The organism is Candidatus Protofrankia californiensis, assembly GCF_900634765.1.
Taxonomy (GTDB): domain Bacteria; phylum Actinomycetota; class Actinomycetes; order Frankiales; family Frankiaceae; genus Protofrankia; species Protofrankia californiensis.
In genome coordinates this window covers 1-13,776 of sequence record NZ_CAAAFT010000491.1, presented here as the reverse complement: position 1 = coordinate 13,776, position 13,776 = coordinate 1, and the positions used below count along the sequence as shown (strand labels likewise).

Genomic DNA, 13,776 nt, shown 5'->3' with positions numbered 1-13,776 from the left:
GGGGACGACGGTTCCCGTACGGCACGGGCGGCCGCGGCCGCGGCCGCGATCGGTTCGGTGGCCGACGGGATGGTGCGATCCGCGCCGTTGATCCTGGTGACGTTGCAGGGGGCGGCCCGCACGGGTCGCCGGGTGCTGCTCGGCTATGTCGACCAGCAGGGGACGCCCAGCGACCGGGTGATACGTCCGGTGACCGTCGAAGGCGGCTGGGTTACGGCCTGGGACCAGCGCGCCACGGCGACCCGGCGGTTTGCATTACACCGCGTGACCGGCGTCCTCGACGTGGAGGACGTGCTCCCGGGTGGTGAGTTCGCCGGTTACGCCTGGCCCTACGAGATGGGTGGCGCGGGCGGTTTCAGGGGTGGTCTCGGGGCCGACTTCGGCGGCAGGCCGGTGAGCGCGGACCCTGCCGGTGTGGACGCTGCCGGCGCCGACGGGTCGATGTCAGTGCCCGACCAGGCATCCCTGGAGACAATCGACGCGGAGGATGTTTCCGACGTGCCCTGACAGCAGGTGGGTTCACCTTTTCCTGATGATCGGATTTCCCGATGATCGGATTCCTTGGTGACCGGGTCGTCGGGACGGTGCTCCGGTGGGTGTCGTCGGGCCTGCGTCGAGACCGTCGACGAACATGGGAGAATCGGCGGACGCACTCCATTTCCGGTTGATGCGACTTTATGAAATTTCGTGCTGGAAGCCCTCGGACGCCTCGGAAACCTCGGAAGGGCGGTGAGAAGTGGCCGACGGTCCGTTGATCGTCCAGTCGGACAAGACCCTGCTGCTGGAAGTCGATCATCCGCTGGCCGGCGACGCGCGAGCCGTGATCGCGCCGTTCGCGGAGCTGGAACGTTCACCCGAGCATGTACACACCTACCGGATCACCCCGTTGGCGTTGTGGAATGCCCGGGCCGCCGGTCACGACGCCGAACAGGTCGTCGACGCGCTCGTCCGCTTCTCCCGCTACGCGGTCCCCCACGCGCTGCTCGTCGACATTGCCGACACCATGGACCGCTACGGCCGACTGCGGCTGGAGAACGATCCGGTGCACGGCCTGGTGCTGCGGACCGTCGACCGCGCGGTGCTCACCGAGGTCGTCCGGTCGAAGAAGGTCGCGCCGCTGCTCGGGCAGCGCATCGACGACGACTCGGTCGCGGTGCACCCGTCCGAGCGGGGACGACTCAAACAGGCGCTGCTCAAGATCGGCTGGCCGGCCGAGGACCTCGCCGGTTACGTCGACGGTGAGGCGCACCCGATCGAACTGCGCCAGGACGGCTGGGAGCTGCGCAGCTACCAGAAGGGCGCGGTGGCGGGCTTCTGGGAGGGCGGCTCGGGCGTCGTGGTGCTGCCCAGCGGCGCCGGCAAGACCATTGTCGGGGCTGCCGCCATGGCGCACGCCCGCGCCACGACCCTGATCCTGGTCACCAACACCGTTGCCGGCCGCCAGTGGCGTTCGGAGCTGCTCAAGCGCACGTCGCTCACCGAGGACGAGATCGGTGAGTACTCGGGTGAACGTAAGGAGATCCGGCCCGTCACCATCGCCACCTACCAGGTGATGACAGCCCGACGCAAGGGTGAGTACCTGCACCTGGAGCTGTTCGGCGCCCGCGACTGGGGTCTGATCGTCTATGACGAGGTGCATCTGCTGCCGGCGCCGGTCTTCCGGATGACCGCCGACATCCAGTCCCGCCGCCGGCTCGGCCTGACCGCGACCCTGGTGCGCGAGGACGGCCGGGAGGGCGACGTCTTCTCGCTGATCGGCCCCAAGCGGTATGACGCTCCCTGGCGGGAGATCGAGGCTCAGGGCTGGATCGCGCCGGCCGAGTGCACCGAGGTGCGGGTGACTCTCACCGAGGACGAACGGATGGCCTACGCGGTTGCCGAGGCCGAGGAGCGGTACCGCATGTGCGCCACCGCCTACAGCAAGCGGGCGGTGGTGCGCCGCCTCGTGCAGCGGCACGCCGACGATCAGGTGCTCGTCATCGGCGCCTACCTCGACCAGCTCGACCAGCTCGGCGAGCTGCTCGACGCCCCGGTCATCCAGGGGTCGACCCGCAACCGGGAGCGTGAGCGCCTGTTCGAGGCGTTCCGGACCGGACAGATCAGGACCCTGGTCGTCTCCAAGGTCGCGAACGTGTCGATCGACCTGCCGGAGGCGGGGGTCGCCATCCAGGTCAGCGGCACGTTCGGGTCACGCCAGGAGGAGGCGCAGCGACTCGGGCGGGTGCTGCGTCCGAAGGCGGACGGCCGGGGAGCGCATTTCTACACCGTGGTCTCCCGGGACACGATCGACCAGGAGTATGCCGCACACCGCCAGCGCTTCCTCACCGAGCAGGGATACGTCTACACGATCGTGGACGCTGACGACATCCCCGACCCCGCATAACCGGACCCAACCTGACATAACCGCCACTTTCGGCATAACAGTTACTTTTAGGTCAGCATGAACGGATTGAATCCGATTAACTACCCTGGGCGTGGAGGATCCACGAGGCTGGCCGGGACGATCGTGCAGGCCACCGGGCTGGTCACCGTCAGCTCCTCGTCCCCGGTCGCGGATCCCGCCGGTACGTAGGCGCCGTCGACGAGCCTGTAGGCGTCGATGCGTGGGCCGTCCGGATCGACCAGCCAGCAGCTGGGCACGCCGTGGTCGCGGTAGAGGTCGAACTTGAGCGTCCGGTCATAGCGGCGGTTGCCGACTTCGGCGACCTCGACGATCAGCAGTGGCAGGCTGGTGATCCGCTGGGGACGGTCGTCGTCGCCGGCGGCGGCCACGATGATGTCGGGGACGACCTCGCTGCGGGGCTCGATCCGGACGCTGACATCACGGGTGTGGACGCGCATGTCGGACGGGGTGGCCTCGACGAGCAGCCGGACCAGGCGTTTGGTCACCCGGGTTTCCAGCGGCGTCGGCCATGGACGGATCACGAACATTCCGTCTATGAGCTCGAAGCGGGGGTCGAGAGCGAGCTCGTCGAGGTCTGTCACGGTGAGCGGCGGAGCGGGCAGCATCAGGGTGGGACGGTGCGACCGTGCCGCGGAGCCGGGAGAGGGCACGCCAGTAATGGTGCCTTGTGGCCCGGAGACTGTCTAAATATTCTTCACCGCGATGTTCTTCACCGCGGCCACGCACGGCCACGGGTCCGATCCCCGGCGTGCCGGTCGCAGCTGTTGCCGAGGCGTCAGCCGAGGCCACGGGAGTCCTGCTTGAGGGCGGTGTCTATGGTGAGCGCGGAGGCGACCACCAGGCTGCGCAGCGGATCCGTCAGCGGGCGGTGGATCTGGACCACGTAGTTGTCGGCGGTGGTGAACAAGGTGCGGGCCAGGCCCTCCCATGTTTTCGTCACCCGGGCTATCTCGCTACCGGTGTGGTCGACGATCGAGAAATTCCACGCCCGCCAGTTCTCCATCTTGATCATTCCGATGGATGCCCCATCGGCCTCCAACGCGAAGCGGATCTTTCCGAAGACGTTCTGCTGGACGATCCGGCCGATCTCGAATCCGTCCGGCCGAGTGATGATCACACGTGATTTGAAGATTTTCGCCGGTCGAGTGAGGACGAGATGGGCCACCCCGGCGCTGTCGCGCACCTCGAGCCGGTGGGTGAAGAACTGGTCGAGCGAGCTGACGAACCGTATCGCTTTCTTGAGGGCGCTCTGGCCGACCTCGACGACCGAACCGATCTGGTTGCCGGACTGGTCGAACACAGCATATTCGTTCGTCAGTTCGATGAGTTTGGTCTTCTGGTTGACCACGAGGACCGATTCGGTGAAGAGCGTCCCGCCGCCACCGTGAACGGGCTGCACGCCGGCGCGTTCGGAAACCTGGCGCTGGATGCGATCCGGCGTGTGGTTGGTCTGCACCGATGCATTTTGGTAGCCCTGTGGAGTTCCCCAGCCCTGCGCAGGTGCTGCTCCATCCGGTGACCCCGACTGGGTGTCACGGACCTGTTCGGTCCAGCCGGCGCCGTCCCAGTAACGGAAGCCGTGCTGGCCGGACGGGTCGGCGTACCAGCCGGCCGGCGGCGTGGCCTGGGTCATCTCGTGCACACTCCCGGTCATGGTGCGGCTCACGGCTCACCGTGGACCCGCGGTGGTGGCGGTAACCCCACCGGAATCGACGCTTCACGAGAGTATGCCTGACATGGTCGGTAAACCGCTGTGACTACCACTGGTATCGCATGCACGACAAATCATGCCCATGACAGCTCATGACAAAGGGGGCGGTCCCACATTCGGGACCGCCCCCTTCTTGCCTTGCGTTCTGGTTGTGAACCTCAGAAGCGGACCTCAGAAGTCCATGTCCCCGCCGCCGCCGGGCACGGCCGGGGCCGGGTTCTTCTCCGGCTTGTCGGCGATGACGGCCTCGGTGGTGAGGAACAGGCCGGCGATCGACGCGGCGTTCTGCAGCGCCGAGCGGGTGACCTTGGCCGGGTCGATGATGCCGGTGGCGATCAGGTCGACGTACTCGCCGGTGGCCGCGTTCAGGCCGTGGCCGGCGGGCAGGTGGCGGACCTTGTCGACCACGACGCCACCTTCGAGACCGCTGTTGTAGGCGATCTGCTTGATCGGCGCTTCGAGGGCGAGGCGGACGATGTTCGCCCCGGTGGCCTCGTCACCGGCGAGGTCGAGCTTCTCGAAGGCGGTGACCGAGGCCTGGAGCAGCGCGACGCCACCACCGGCGACGATGCCCTCCTCGACCGCGGCTTTCGCGTTCGAGACGGCGTCCTCGATGCGGTGCTTCTTCTCCTTGAGCTCGACCTCGGTCGCGGCACCGACCTTGATGACCGCGACGCCACCGGCGAGCTTGGCCAGCCGCTCCTGCAGCTTCTCGCGGTCGTAGTCGGAGTCCGACTTCTCGATCTCGGAGCGGATCTGGCTGACCCGACCGGCGATCTGGTCGGGGTCACCCGCACCCTCGACGATCGTGGTCTCGTCCTTGGTGACGACGAACTTGCGGGCCTTGCCGAGCAGGTCGAGCGTGGTGCTCTCCAGCTTGAGGCCGACGTCCTCGGAGATGACCTGGCCACCGGTGAGGATGGCGATGTCGCCGAGCAGGGCCTTGCGACGGTCACCGAAGCCGGGGGCCTTCACCGCGACGCTCTTGAAGGTGCCACGGATCTTGTTGACGACCAGGGTGGCCAGGGCCTCGCCCTCGACGTCCTCGGCGATGATGGCCAGCGACTTGCCGGCCTGCATGACCTTCTCCAGGAGCGGGAGCAGGTCCTTGACCGCCGAGATCTTGCTGTTGACGATGAGGATGTACGGGTCGTCGAGGACGGCTTCCTGACGGTCGGCGTCGGTGACGAAGTACGGCGAGATGTAGCCCTTGTCGAAGCGCATACCCTCGGTGAGCTCAAGCTCGAGCCCGAAGGTGTTGCTCTCCTCGACGGTGACGACACCCTCCTTGCCGACCTTGTCCAGCGCCTCGGCGATCAGCGCGCCGATCGCGGGGTCGCCTGCGGAGATGGACGCGGTGGAGGCGATCTGCTCCTTGGTCTCGACCTCCTTGGCCTGCTTGGAGAGCTCCTCCGAGACGCGCTCGACCGCGATCTCGATGCCCTTCTTCAGGCCCAGCGGGTTGGCGCCGGCCGCCACGTTGCGCAGACCCTCGCGGACCAGCGCTTGGGCGAGGATCGTCGCGGTGGTGGTGCCGTCACCCGCGACGTCGTTCGTCTTCTTCGCGACTTCCTTGACGAGTTCCGCGCCGATCTTCTCGTACGGGTCCTCGAGCTCGATCTCCTTGGCGATGCTCACGCCGTCGTTGGTGATCGTGGGGACGCCCCACTTCTTCTCCAGAACGACGTTGCGGCCCTTCGGGCCGAGTGTGACCTTTACGGCGTCGGCCAGCTGGTTCATGCCGCGCTCCAGGCCGCGCCGTGCCTCCTCATCGAAGGCAATGATCTTCGGCATGGTGTCGTGGTCCTCCCAGGGGAATGGCTGTTCAATGGCCTGGCCAAGACGACGCCCGCGACGGACGGCCTTGCAGCCTCGTCGCTCAGCCCTGGCACTCGCAGCAGGTGAGTGCCAGCTCCTGTTTAGCACTCGAGATGGGTGAGTGCAAGCTCGCCCCCCGTCGTGGTGCACGGCCGAGAGGCCCACCGCAGGTCGGGCCGTCTGCTGTCATCCGGCCCGTGAACCACCGGTGAACCCCTGGTTTGCCGTGCCCTGGAGCGGTGGTGAGGGCGTGGTCGTCCCGGCATGTCATGATGTTGGTCGTGGGCGACCGGGCGCCGGTATCCTTGAACAGGAAGAGGGGGTGGCCCGTGCATTTCGCCCGGATCACCGTGAACCCGGCCCAGATGGGCGGTGTGTCGTGCCTGCGCGGCTTGCCCATCCCGGTAGCGACCGTCGTCGGTACGATCGCCGATGGGATGGCCGTCGGCGAAATCACCTCCGAGCTTCCCGATCTCACCGCCGAGGACGTGCGCGAAGCCTTGTTGTTCGCCGCCGAGGCCGTACGTGAGCAGCAGCTCCCTTTGCTGGCCGGAGCGTGAGGTTCCTCCTCGACAACAACCTGTCCCAACGCCTCGCCGAAGGTCTGCGCGGTGTGGGTAACGACGTGGTCCATGTTCGTGACCTGGCCCTGGGCTCGGCAGACGACGAGACGGTACTTGCCTTTGCCCGCGACGACGACCGCGTTCTCATCTCGGCAGACACGGATTTCGGCGGGATTCTCGCTCGATCCGGTATGGACCGGCCTTCGGTGATTCTCTTCCGTCGTGACGGGGGTCGCCGGCCATCCGAGCAACTCGGCTTGCTGATCGCTAATCTCGGTCAGCTTGTCGCTGCCCTAGACCGTCGAGGAGCATAACCGGTTCGGTAACGGGACCTCCAGCGAGCGAACCGTTTCGGCGTCGTCATTTGTCTACCTTCATTTCAAGAACCTGCAGGTCGCTTCGGCGCAGCCGTTCGGGGCGTTTGACGAGGCGCTGCCGGCGGACAACGGAATCCGGGTACGAGGTTGGGCGATCGACCCGGATACGAATGCCCCGATCCAGGTGTACGTGTACGTGGACGGGACCGCCGGCTACGCGACGACGGCCGACGTGTCGCGTCCTGACGTGGACAACGCCTTTCACCGCGGGGTGAACCACGGGTTCGACTTCATTGTGCCGGTCGGCGCTGGCACGCACACGGTGTGCGCATATGGGATCAACTTCGGCGGCGGGAACAACCCCCAGCTGGGTTGCAGGTCTGTCCAGGTCTGAGGTGACAGGAGTTGTCCGGGTCGTCCATGGGGGGCGGCCCGGACGACTGATATCCCGACCGGTGGCCAAGTAACGGGCGGGATGTCGGTCGGGCCCCGGCCAAAGGTGGCGCGATCATTGTTTTCGCGCCGCCGGAGGTGTCGTTGTGAGGCGTTGTTCAGTCGCCGAGGCCGGCGGTTTCGAAGGCGGCCAGTGACGGGCGGATGGTCGCGGTTGGCTTGCCCGTCGACACCAGTGGGTCGAGGGTCTTCAGCCCGTCCCCGGTGTTGAAGATGACGGTCTCGGCGTCGGGGTCGAGCAGTCCCTCGCGCAGCAGCCGCCGCAGGCAGGCGACGGTGACGCCGCCCGCGGTCTCGCCGAAAACGCCCTCGGTCCGGGCCAGCAGGCGAATTCCCTCGACGATCTCGGGATCGGTGACGTCGGTGATCGCACCGCCGGTCCGCCGTGCCACGTCGAGGGCGTACGGGCCGTCCGCGGGGTTACCGATTGACAGCGACTTGGCGATGGTGGACGGCTTCATCGGCGCGACCGTGTCCACCCCGCGGGCGAAGGCTGCTGCGACCGGGTTGCAGCCCTGCGCCTGCGCGCCGAAAACCCGGTACGGGGTCGGCTCCACCAGGCCGAGACGGCCGAGTTCACCGAAAGCCTTGTCAATCTTGGTCAGCAGCGACCCGGACGCGATCGGCACCACGACCTGCTCCGGCAGTCGCCAGCCGAGCTGCTCGGCGACCTCGTAGCCGAGTGTCTTGGAACCCTCGGCGTAGAACGGCCGGACGTTGACGTTGACGAACGCCCACTCGTACTCACCGGACAGCTCACTGCACAGGCGGTTCACGTCGTCGTAGTTGCCGTCGATCGCGACCAGCGTGCCGCCGTAGACGGCGGTCGACACGGTCTTGCCGTCCTCGAGATCGTGCGGGATCAGTACCACTGAGCGAAGTCCGGCGGAGGCGGCGTGTGCCGCCACCGACTGGGCCAGGTTGCCGGTGGACGCGCAGGCGACCGTGGTGTAGCCGTGTTCGCGCGCGGCCGACAGCGCCACCGACACGACCCTGTCCTTGAACGAGTGGGTGGGGTTCGCGCTGTCGTCCTTGACCCACAGCGTCCGCATTCCGAGCTCGGCGGCGAGGCGGGCGGCCGGGCGCAACGGCGTCCAGCCCGCTCCGAGGGACACCCGGCGTGCGGGGTCGTGGCCGGCGGGCAGCAGCCCGACATAGCGCCACAGATTGGTGGGACCGGCTTCGATGGATGCCCGGGTAACCCGGCGCAGCGCGGACTCGTCGTAGGCAATCTCCAGCGGGGCGAAACACTCGATACAGACGTGCGTCGGCGAGAGCGCATAGGTGGCACCGCAGTAACGACACGACAGGGATACCGCGGGATTGACGACGTCAGGGTTGATCGTTGCGAGGCGCTCGGGAGCGACTGTCATCTGTGAAACTCCTCATCTTTCCCGAGAGCCGGATGCATCTCAGGACGGAATTAGCACCTGCCGCGCACTGATGCGGGTGGTTGCCGGGGCTTCACTGGGCCGGTCCCTCTGCCCCTCTGGATGAGCCGTATGCGGTTGTCCTTCCGTACTGTAGTCGTGTGCGGCCTGACGTGCACCGTTGGTTCAAGCATAGGACGTATTACGGGCATGACTTCTCGCCCGGGGAACTGCTGGCCCGTAAGGTGGGTCCGATCAGCGTGGTACTGCCCGCGCTGAACGAGGCGGCCACCGTCGGTGAGATCGTTGCGGCGGTTCGCCGTGATCTCGTGGCCGCGGTACCCCTCGTCGACGAGATCGTCGTCATCGACCCCGGCTCGGTCGACGCGACCGCGTCCGAGGCGGCCGCCGCGGGTGCCGCGGTGTTCGCCGAGGAGCGGATCCTCACCGGCTACGGGCGTGTCGCCGGCAAGGGCGAGGCCCTGTGGAAGTCCTTGTACGCCACGTCCGGGGACATCGTGGTCTTCGTCGACGCCGACCTGGAGGACTTCGACGCGAGCCTGGTCACCGGGTTGCTCGGGCCGCTGCTGACCGAGGACGCGGTGTCCTACGTCAAAGCGTCCTATGACCGGCCGCTGGCGAAGGGGCTGCTGCCCGGCGGTGGTGGACGGGTCACCGAACTCGTCGCGCGTCCCCTGCTCAACCTGCACTGGCCGCAGCTTGCCGGGCTGGTGCAGCCGCTTGCCGGAGAGTTCGCCGGCCGACGGGCCCTGCTGGAGCAGCTCCCGTTCGTCTCCGGCTACGGTATCGAGTTCGCCCAGGTCGTGGACGTGTTCTCACTCGCCGGGGTGGACGCTCTCGCGCAGGTCGAGGTCGGCCGCAAGGTCCATCGCCACCAGTCCGACGAGGCTCTCGGGCGGATGGCCGCGGAGATCATCCATGCGGCGTGGGCACGGTTGGACATCCACGGTGGCGCTCTCGGTGGGACGCTGACCCAGTTCGGCCGCAGTGACGGCGGGTTGCAACCGCATACCCATCAGGTGGAGGTGCAGGAGCGCCCACCGATGATCACCATTCCGGAGTACGCCGCCCGCTACGCCCATCTGCGCTGCGGCCCGACGGAAAGCACCTGACCGCGGTCCCGCCACACCAGGTGGTCCACACCGGGCAGGTGAGTTGCAACCGGTGACGGCTCGACGCCGGAACGCGGCAGGAGCATGGACACCCGCACCACCCGACCCGCCACGAACAGTACGAACAGGAGGACATCGCCGATGAGCGTCCGGGTCGTCTATACCGATCTCGATGGGACCATGGTGGGGCCGTACGGATGCTTCTTCCGAGCTGAAGATCACTCCACCACATTGGACCCGGCTCGTGCCCTGATCGATCTGCACCAGGCCGGCATCGCGCTGGTCCTGGTCAGCGGACGGACGCGTCCCCAGCTCACCGAGGCTGCCTCGATCTTCGGTGCGGACGGGTTCATCGCCGAACTCGGCGCCATCGTCGGCTGGGACCACGGGCGCAGCAGCCAGATCTTGCGCGGAGCCATGCCCGCGACGTTCGACCGGATACCCGACGAGCTGATCACGGCGTTGCTCGCGCGGCATCCGGGACGCCTGGAGGCGCACCGCTCCTGGCTCCGCGGCCGTGAGGTCGACATCATGCTGCGGGGCAACATCGACGTGGCCGAGGTCGACGCGTGGCTCGTCGCGGAAGGCTTCGGCTGGCTGACCATGCGCGACAACGGCATCATCGCGCGGGCCACCATGCCCGATCTGGATGATGTTCCGCACGTCTATCACCTGGTGCCGGACGGTGTCAGCAAGGGGGCCGCGGTGGCCTTCGACCTGGCCCGCCGGGGGCTCCGCCCGGATCAGGCGATCGCGATCGGGGATTCCGCCAGTGACCTTGTCATGGCCGAGCACGTCGGTCGCATGCACCTTGTCGCGAACGCGTTGCGGCACACGGACCTGGTCGACCTGCTGCCCGGTTACGACAACGTCGTCGTGGAGGACGGCACGCTCGGCGCCGGGTGGGCGAGCGCGGTGCGCTCGGTCCTGCCCGCGGTGCGGCCCGCTGCCGTCTGACTCCCGTGCAGCCCGGCAGGAGCACGTGGATGGAGCACGTGGACACCGACCATGAGGAGAAAGACGACGGCCGCGATCACGTAGGAGTTTCCGATCACGAGCTGCCAGCCGTGCCACTGGTATTCGCGATCGTCCTCGTTCGGTAACCACCACAGCGGGGAGAGGACGAGCAGCGTGAAACCGCCCAGCGCCGCGAGACGTCCCCCACGTGGCCGTTGTGGACCCACCAGTGCGGCCAGTGCCGGCAGCGTCCACAGCCAGTGGTGCGTCCAGGAGATCGGTGACACGAGCAGGCCGGTGATGCCGCAGGCCGACCAGCCCAGCAACGGTTCGTTCCGGCGGCCGGCCGCCACCGCGACCCCGAGGCCGGCGATGGCGATGCTCAGCACGACCATGCGATACCAGATCGTGTCGTGCACGGCATGCCCGGCGAGCCGGGTCAGCACACCGGCGATCGACTGGTTGCCCGCGTACGGGATCCCGCCGACATGTGTGGGGTCGAGCGCGAGCCGCGTCCAGAAGCGCGTCGAATCCGACGGCGCGACGAGTGCGGCTCCGGTTGAGCATGCGGCGAACGCGGCAGCGGCGACGCCGGCGTCGCGTCGCCGTCCCGTGCAGAGCAGGTACGGGATGAAGATCAATGGGGTGAGTTTCACCGCCCCGGCAATGCCGATCAGCCCACCATGGGGCAACAGCCCGATGCGGCGGCGTAGGTCGAGTACGATCAGCAAGGTCAGCGGGATGTTGATCTGACCGTATGCGAGATTGCTCCGGACCGGTTCCATGAGCAGAACGCCCATGGCAATGGCCATGAGCGGCAGCGGCCGGGCCATGAGCCCGTCCAGGCGTGCCGCCGTCAGCACCTGGCGGGTGAGTTCGGCCAGGCAGGCCAGCAGGATCACGCCCCACACGACCTGCGCAGCGGTTTTCGGCAGGACGGCGAGCGGACCGAACAGGACGGCGGCGAACGGCGGATAGGTGAAGGGCAGGCCCGTCCCGGGCATCACCTGGTCGTACAGCGGCAGATCATGCAGGAACGCACTGCCACCCAGCCGGTAGACCGCCAGGTCGATCCTGGTCCCGAGCGCAAGCAGGACGACCAGCACGAGAAGTACGGCCCCGAGCGACCCCGCGGCTGCCATGCTGGCTCGACAGCGCATGTCGGCCCAACAGCGGCGCCTGTCGGCGCGCTCCCGCGGCCCTGGACAAGTCGTCCGCGCCGTTTGTCCGGTCACTACTTCTGCCCCTGGCTCTTTCGACACCGGCTGAACAGGGTCACACCGGCCGAACAGGTCATCGGTGCCAGCATGGGTCAGGTGCCAGCACAGGTTATGGGTGTCAGCGTTCGAGTGTCGCCGCGCCGGACCAGTCGTCGCGCCAGCGGACGAGGGCGACCGTAAAGATCGATACGAGGGTGAGCGTACTGATCGCGATGGCCGGTGCCTGGCGTTGCAACCACGGGGTGGCGCCGGGCAGGTCGGCGAAGAGCAGCTCGCAGTGGGGCAGCGCGAGAAACGCGCCGATCGCGGACACGGTGATGACGACGCGCAGACGTTGGCGGTTCATGGCCATGGCCAAAGGCAGCAGTCCCCAGGTCAGGTACCACGGATACAGGACAGGGCCGAGCACCGACAGCGTCAGCAGCCCCCAGCCGACGGTGGCGGCGATGTCCCGCCCGCGTATGGTCGCCAGCAGTCGGAGCATCACCGCCGCGGTCAGCACGATGCCGGCCGTGCGAGTCACGCTCAGCGCTTCGGCGAACTCGATCCTTGCGTTGGTGATGTCGCCCAGTCTGGTGAGCGCGTCGGCAAGGCCGACTGTCGGTGCGTACAGGGTGAGACCTGCCGCCGGGGTGGACACTGAACGTAACCAGCCCAGCCCGTCCGGAACCAACAGTACGAGGAACAGCCCGGATACGGTCACGACAGCGGCATCCCGCGCCACCGACCGCACGCCGTTGCACCGGGACGGGTGGGCCCATCGGAAAGGGCGGGTCCGTCGGGACGGGTGGGCCCACCCGGACTCGTCAGTCCGGGCGGGCGAGGGCTGTACGGCGTGCCACACGATCACCGCCACGATCGCGAATGCCGCGGGCCACTTCACCGCGGCTGCCGAGGTGAGCAGCACCAGGGCCAGCGCCGGGCGTCGTGCCCTGGCGGCCAGCAGTCCCGCGGAAAGCAGGGCAACCATGATTGCTTCGAGGTGGACGGCCCCCAGTAGCTGCATGATCATGATTGGGCTTGCGGCCACGGCGACGGCCAGCGGTCGCCGTGGCGGATCCGCTGCCCGCGTCACGCACGCCACGATGATGACGACACCGGCGAACGCCACGATGCGCAGGATGACAACCGCGGCCAGCACGCTGTCGCCGGACAGCGCGTAGACGGCCTTCAGTAGACCGAGAGCCAGCGGGCCGTACGGGGCTCTGGACATCCGCCAGACAGGGTCGCTCGCCAGCAGGCTCGGATGGTCACCCAAGATGATCGGGCCGCTACGGTAGGGGTTGAGGTCCGCGTTGAGCATCGCTCCCTGGGCGACGTAACTGTAGACGTCCAGGCTCAGGATCGGCGGCCCCGCGGCGGCGGGCAGGAACCACCCGGCTAGGATGATCACTGTGCCACGGAGTGAGACCACGCCTCGGCTCGCCAGCAGGCACAGGTACAACCAGGCGCCCAGGGTTAGCGCGACCCCGGTGAGCATGAAGGCGGGCAGCGCCGACGCCCGGTCGAGGTGCACCGGGGCGAGCAGGCCCAGCCATCCGGTCGGCGGCTCGACCCCTTCGCGCAGCGCAAGCCGTCCGGCCGTGGCCACGACCAGACAGGTGCCGACGAGCCCGAGTAATCCCGGCAGGAGCGGGTCGCGAGGGATACGGCTTCCTCGCCGTCCGGACTTTCTGTTGATCGATGGATGCACCGCGGCCGATCGTGCGTGTTGTGTGACCGGCCGCAGGGCTGCGGCCACAATGTTACCGAGGCCGCGTGGCACGGCGTCCACGAAGATCAAAAATGGCGGTATGGTCACTGCCGCTGGGTGAATGCACGGTTTACGAG

General features: G+C 67.6%; 12 protein-coding genes, 1 pseudogene and 1 riboswitch. Of the genes and pseudogenes, 7 read left to right on the top strand and 6 right to left on the bottom strand.

Features of this window, described 5'->3' with window-relative positions; translation table 11 throughout:
• Together DD1DGNOD_RS25670 and DD1DGNOD_RS25665 are read left to right on the top strand one after the other, a co-directional pair.
• A pseudogene (locus DD1DGNOD_RS25670) lies at window positions 1-507 on the top strand (WYL domain-containing protein); the annotation flags it as partial.
• A 229-nt stretch (window positions 508-736) separates the two neighbouring features.
• Window positions 737-2,383: a DNA repair helicase XPB gene (locus tag DD1DGNOD_RS25665; protein WP_131768894.1), complete on the top strand. Its 1,647-nt coding sequence runs from the start codon at window positions 737-739 to the stop codon at window positions 2,381-2,383.
• A gap of 80 nt (window positions 2,384-2,463) precedes the next feature.
• On the opposite strand, the gene DD1DGNOD_RS25660 is transcribed toward DD1DGNOD_RS25665, so the two are convergent.
• The 3 genes from DD1DGNOD_RS25660 to groL all read right to left on the bottom strand — a co-directional run bounded on the left by DD1DGNOD_RS25660 (window position 2,464) and on the right by groL (window position 5,909).
• A complete protein-coding gene (locus tag DD1DGNOD_RS25660) occupies window positions 2,464-3,054 on the bottom strand; it encodes a Uma2 family endonuclease (protein ID WP_131768893.1) in 591 nt (196 codons plus the stop codon).
• A gap of 125 nt (window positions 3,055-3,179) precedes the next feature.
• Complete coding sequence (locus tag DD1DGNOD_RS25655) at window positions 3,180-4,037, bottom strand: phospholipid scramblase-related protein (protein ID WP_131771196.1); 858 nt, start codon at window positions 4,035-4,037, stop codon at window positions 3,180-3,182.
• Between the two features lie 249 nt (window positions 4,038-4,286).
• Window positions 4,287-5,909 (bottom strand): chaperonin GroEL, encoded by a 1,623-nt coding sequence (gene groL, locus DD1DGNOD_RS25650; RefSeq protein ID WP_131768892.1) that lies wholly within the window; start codon window positions 5,907-5,909, stop codon window positions 4,287-4,289.
• Window positions 5,910-6,262: 353 nt separating this feature from the next.
• On the opposite strand from groL, the gene DD1DGNOD_RS25645 reads away from it, so the two are divergent.
• The 3 genes from DD1DGNOD_RS25645 (at window position 6,263) to DD1DGNOD_RS25635 (ending at window position 7,207) form a co-directional block, all read left to right on the top strand.
• Entirely contained in the window at window positions 6,263-6,493 is a 231-nt protein-coding gene (locus DD1DGNOD_RS25645; protein ID WP_241251866.1) for a DUF433 domain-containing protein, read from the top strand.
• Window positions 6,490-6,810: a DUF5615 family PIN-like protein gene (locus DD1DGNOD_RS25640; protein ID WP_131771194.1), complete on the top strand. Its 321-nt coding sequence runs from the start codon at window positions 6,490-6,492 to the stop codon at window positions 6,808-6,810. The genes DD1DGNOD_RS25645 and DD1DGNOD_RS25640 overlap by 4 nt, the downstream gene beginning before the upstream one ends.
• A gap of 199 nt (window positions 6,811-7,009) precedes the next feature.
• Entirely contained in the window at window positions 7,010-7,207 is a 198-nt protein-coding gene (locus tag DD1DGNOD_RS25635) for a hypothetical protein (protein WP_131768889.1), read from the top strand.
• 157 nt (window positions 7,208-7,364) lie between these two features.
• On the opposite strand, the gene thrC is transcribed toward DD1DGNOD_RS25635, so the two are convergent.
• A complete protein-coding gene (thrC, locus tag DD1DGNOD_RS25630; RefSeq protein WP_131768888.1) occupies window positions 7,365-8,639 on the bottom strand; it encodes a threonine synthase in 1,275 nt (424 codons plus the stop codon).
• 9 nt (window positions 8,640-8,648) lie between these two features.
• Window positions 8,649-8,766, bottom strand: a riboswitch (SAM riboswitch).
• 31 nt (window positions 8,767-8,797) lie between these two features.
• Here thrC and DD1DGNOD_RS25625 point away from each other — a divergent pair.
• Together DD1DGNOD_RS25625 and DD1DGNOD_RS25620 are read left to right on the top strand one after the other, a co-directional pair.
• On the top strand, window positions 8,798-9,769 hold the full coding sequence (locus DD1DGNOD_RS25625; RefSeq protein WP_131768887.1) for a glucosyl-3-phosphoglycerate synthase: 972 nt from the start codon (window positions 8,798-8,800) through the stop codon (window positions 9,767-9,769).
• 141 nt (window positions 9,770-9,910) lie between these two features.
• Entirely contained in the window at window positions 9,911-10,726 is an 816-nt protein-coding gene (locus DD1DGNOD_RS25620; protein WP_131768886.1) for an HAD family hydrolase, read from the top strand.
• Here the strand turns inward: DD1DGNOD_RS25620 and DD1DGNOD_RS25615 are convergent.
• Window positions 10,630-11,868, bottom strand: coding sequence for a glycosyltransferase 87 family protein (locus tag DD1DGNOD_RS25615; protein ID WP_165035286.1), 1,239 nt, complete (start codon window positions 11,866-11,868; stop codon window positions 10,630-10,632). The genes DD1DGNOD_RS25620 and DD1DGNOD_RS25615 overlap by 97 nt on opposite strands.
• Before the next feature lie 196 nt (window positions 11,869-12,064).
• Window positions 12,065-13,776, bottom strand: a 1,712-nt coding sequence (mptB, locus tag DD1DGNOD_RS25610; RefSeq protein ID WP_206443433.1) for a polyprenol phosphomannose-dependent alpha 1,6 mannosyltransferase MptB, incomplete at its 5' end; no start/stop codon positions are given.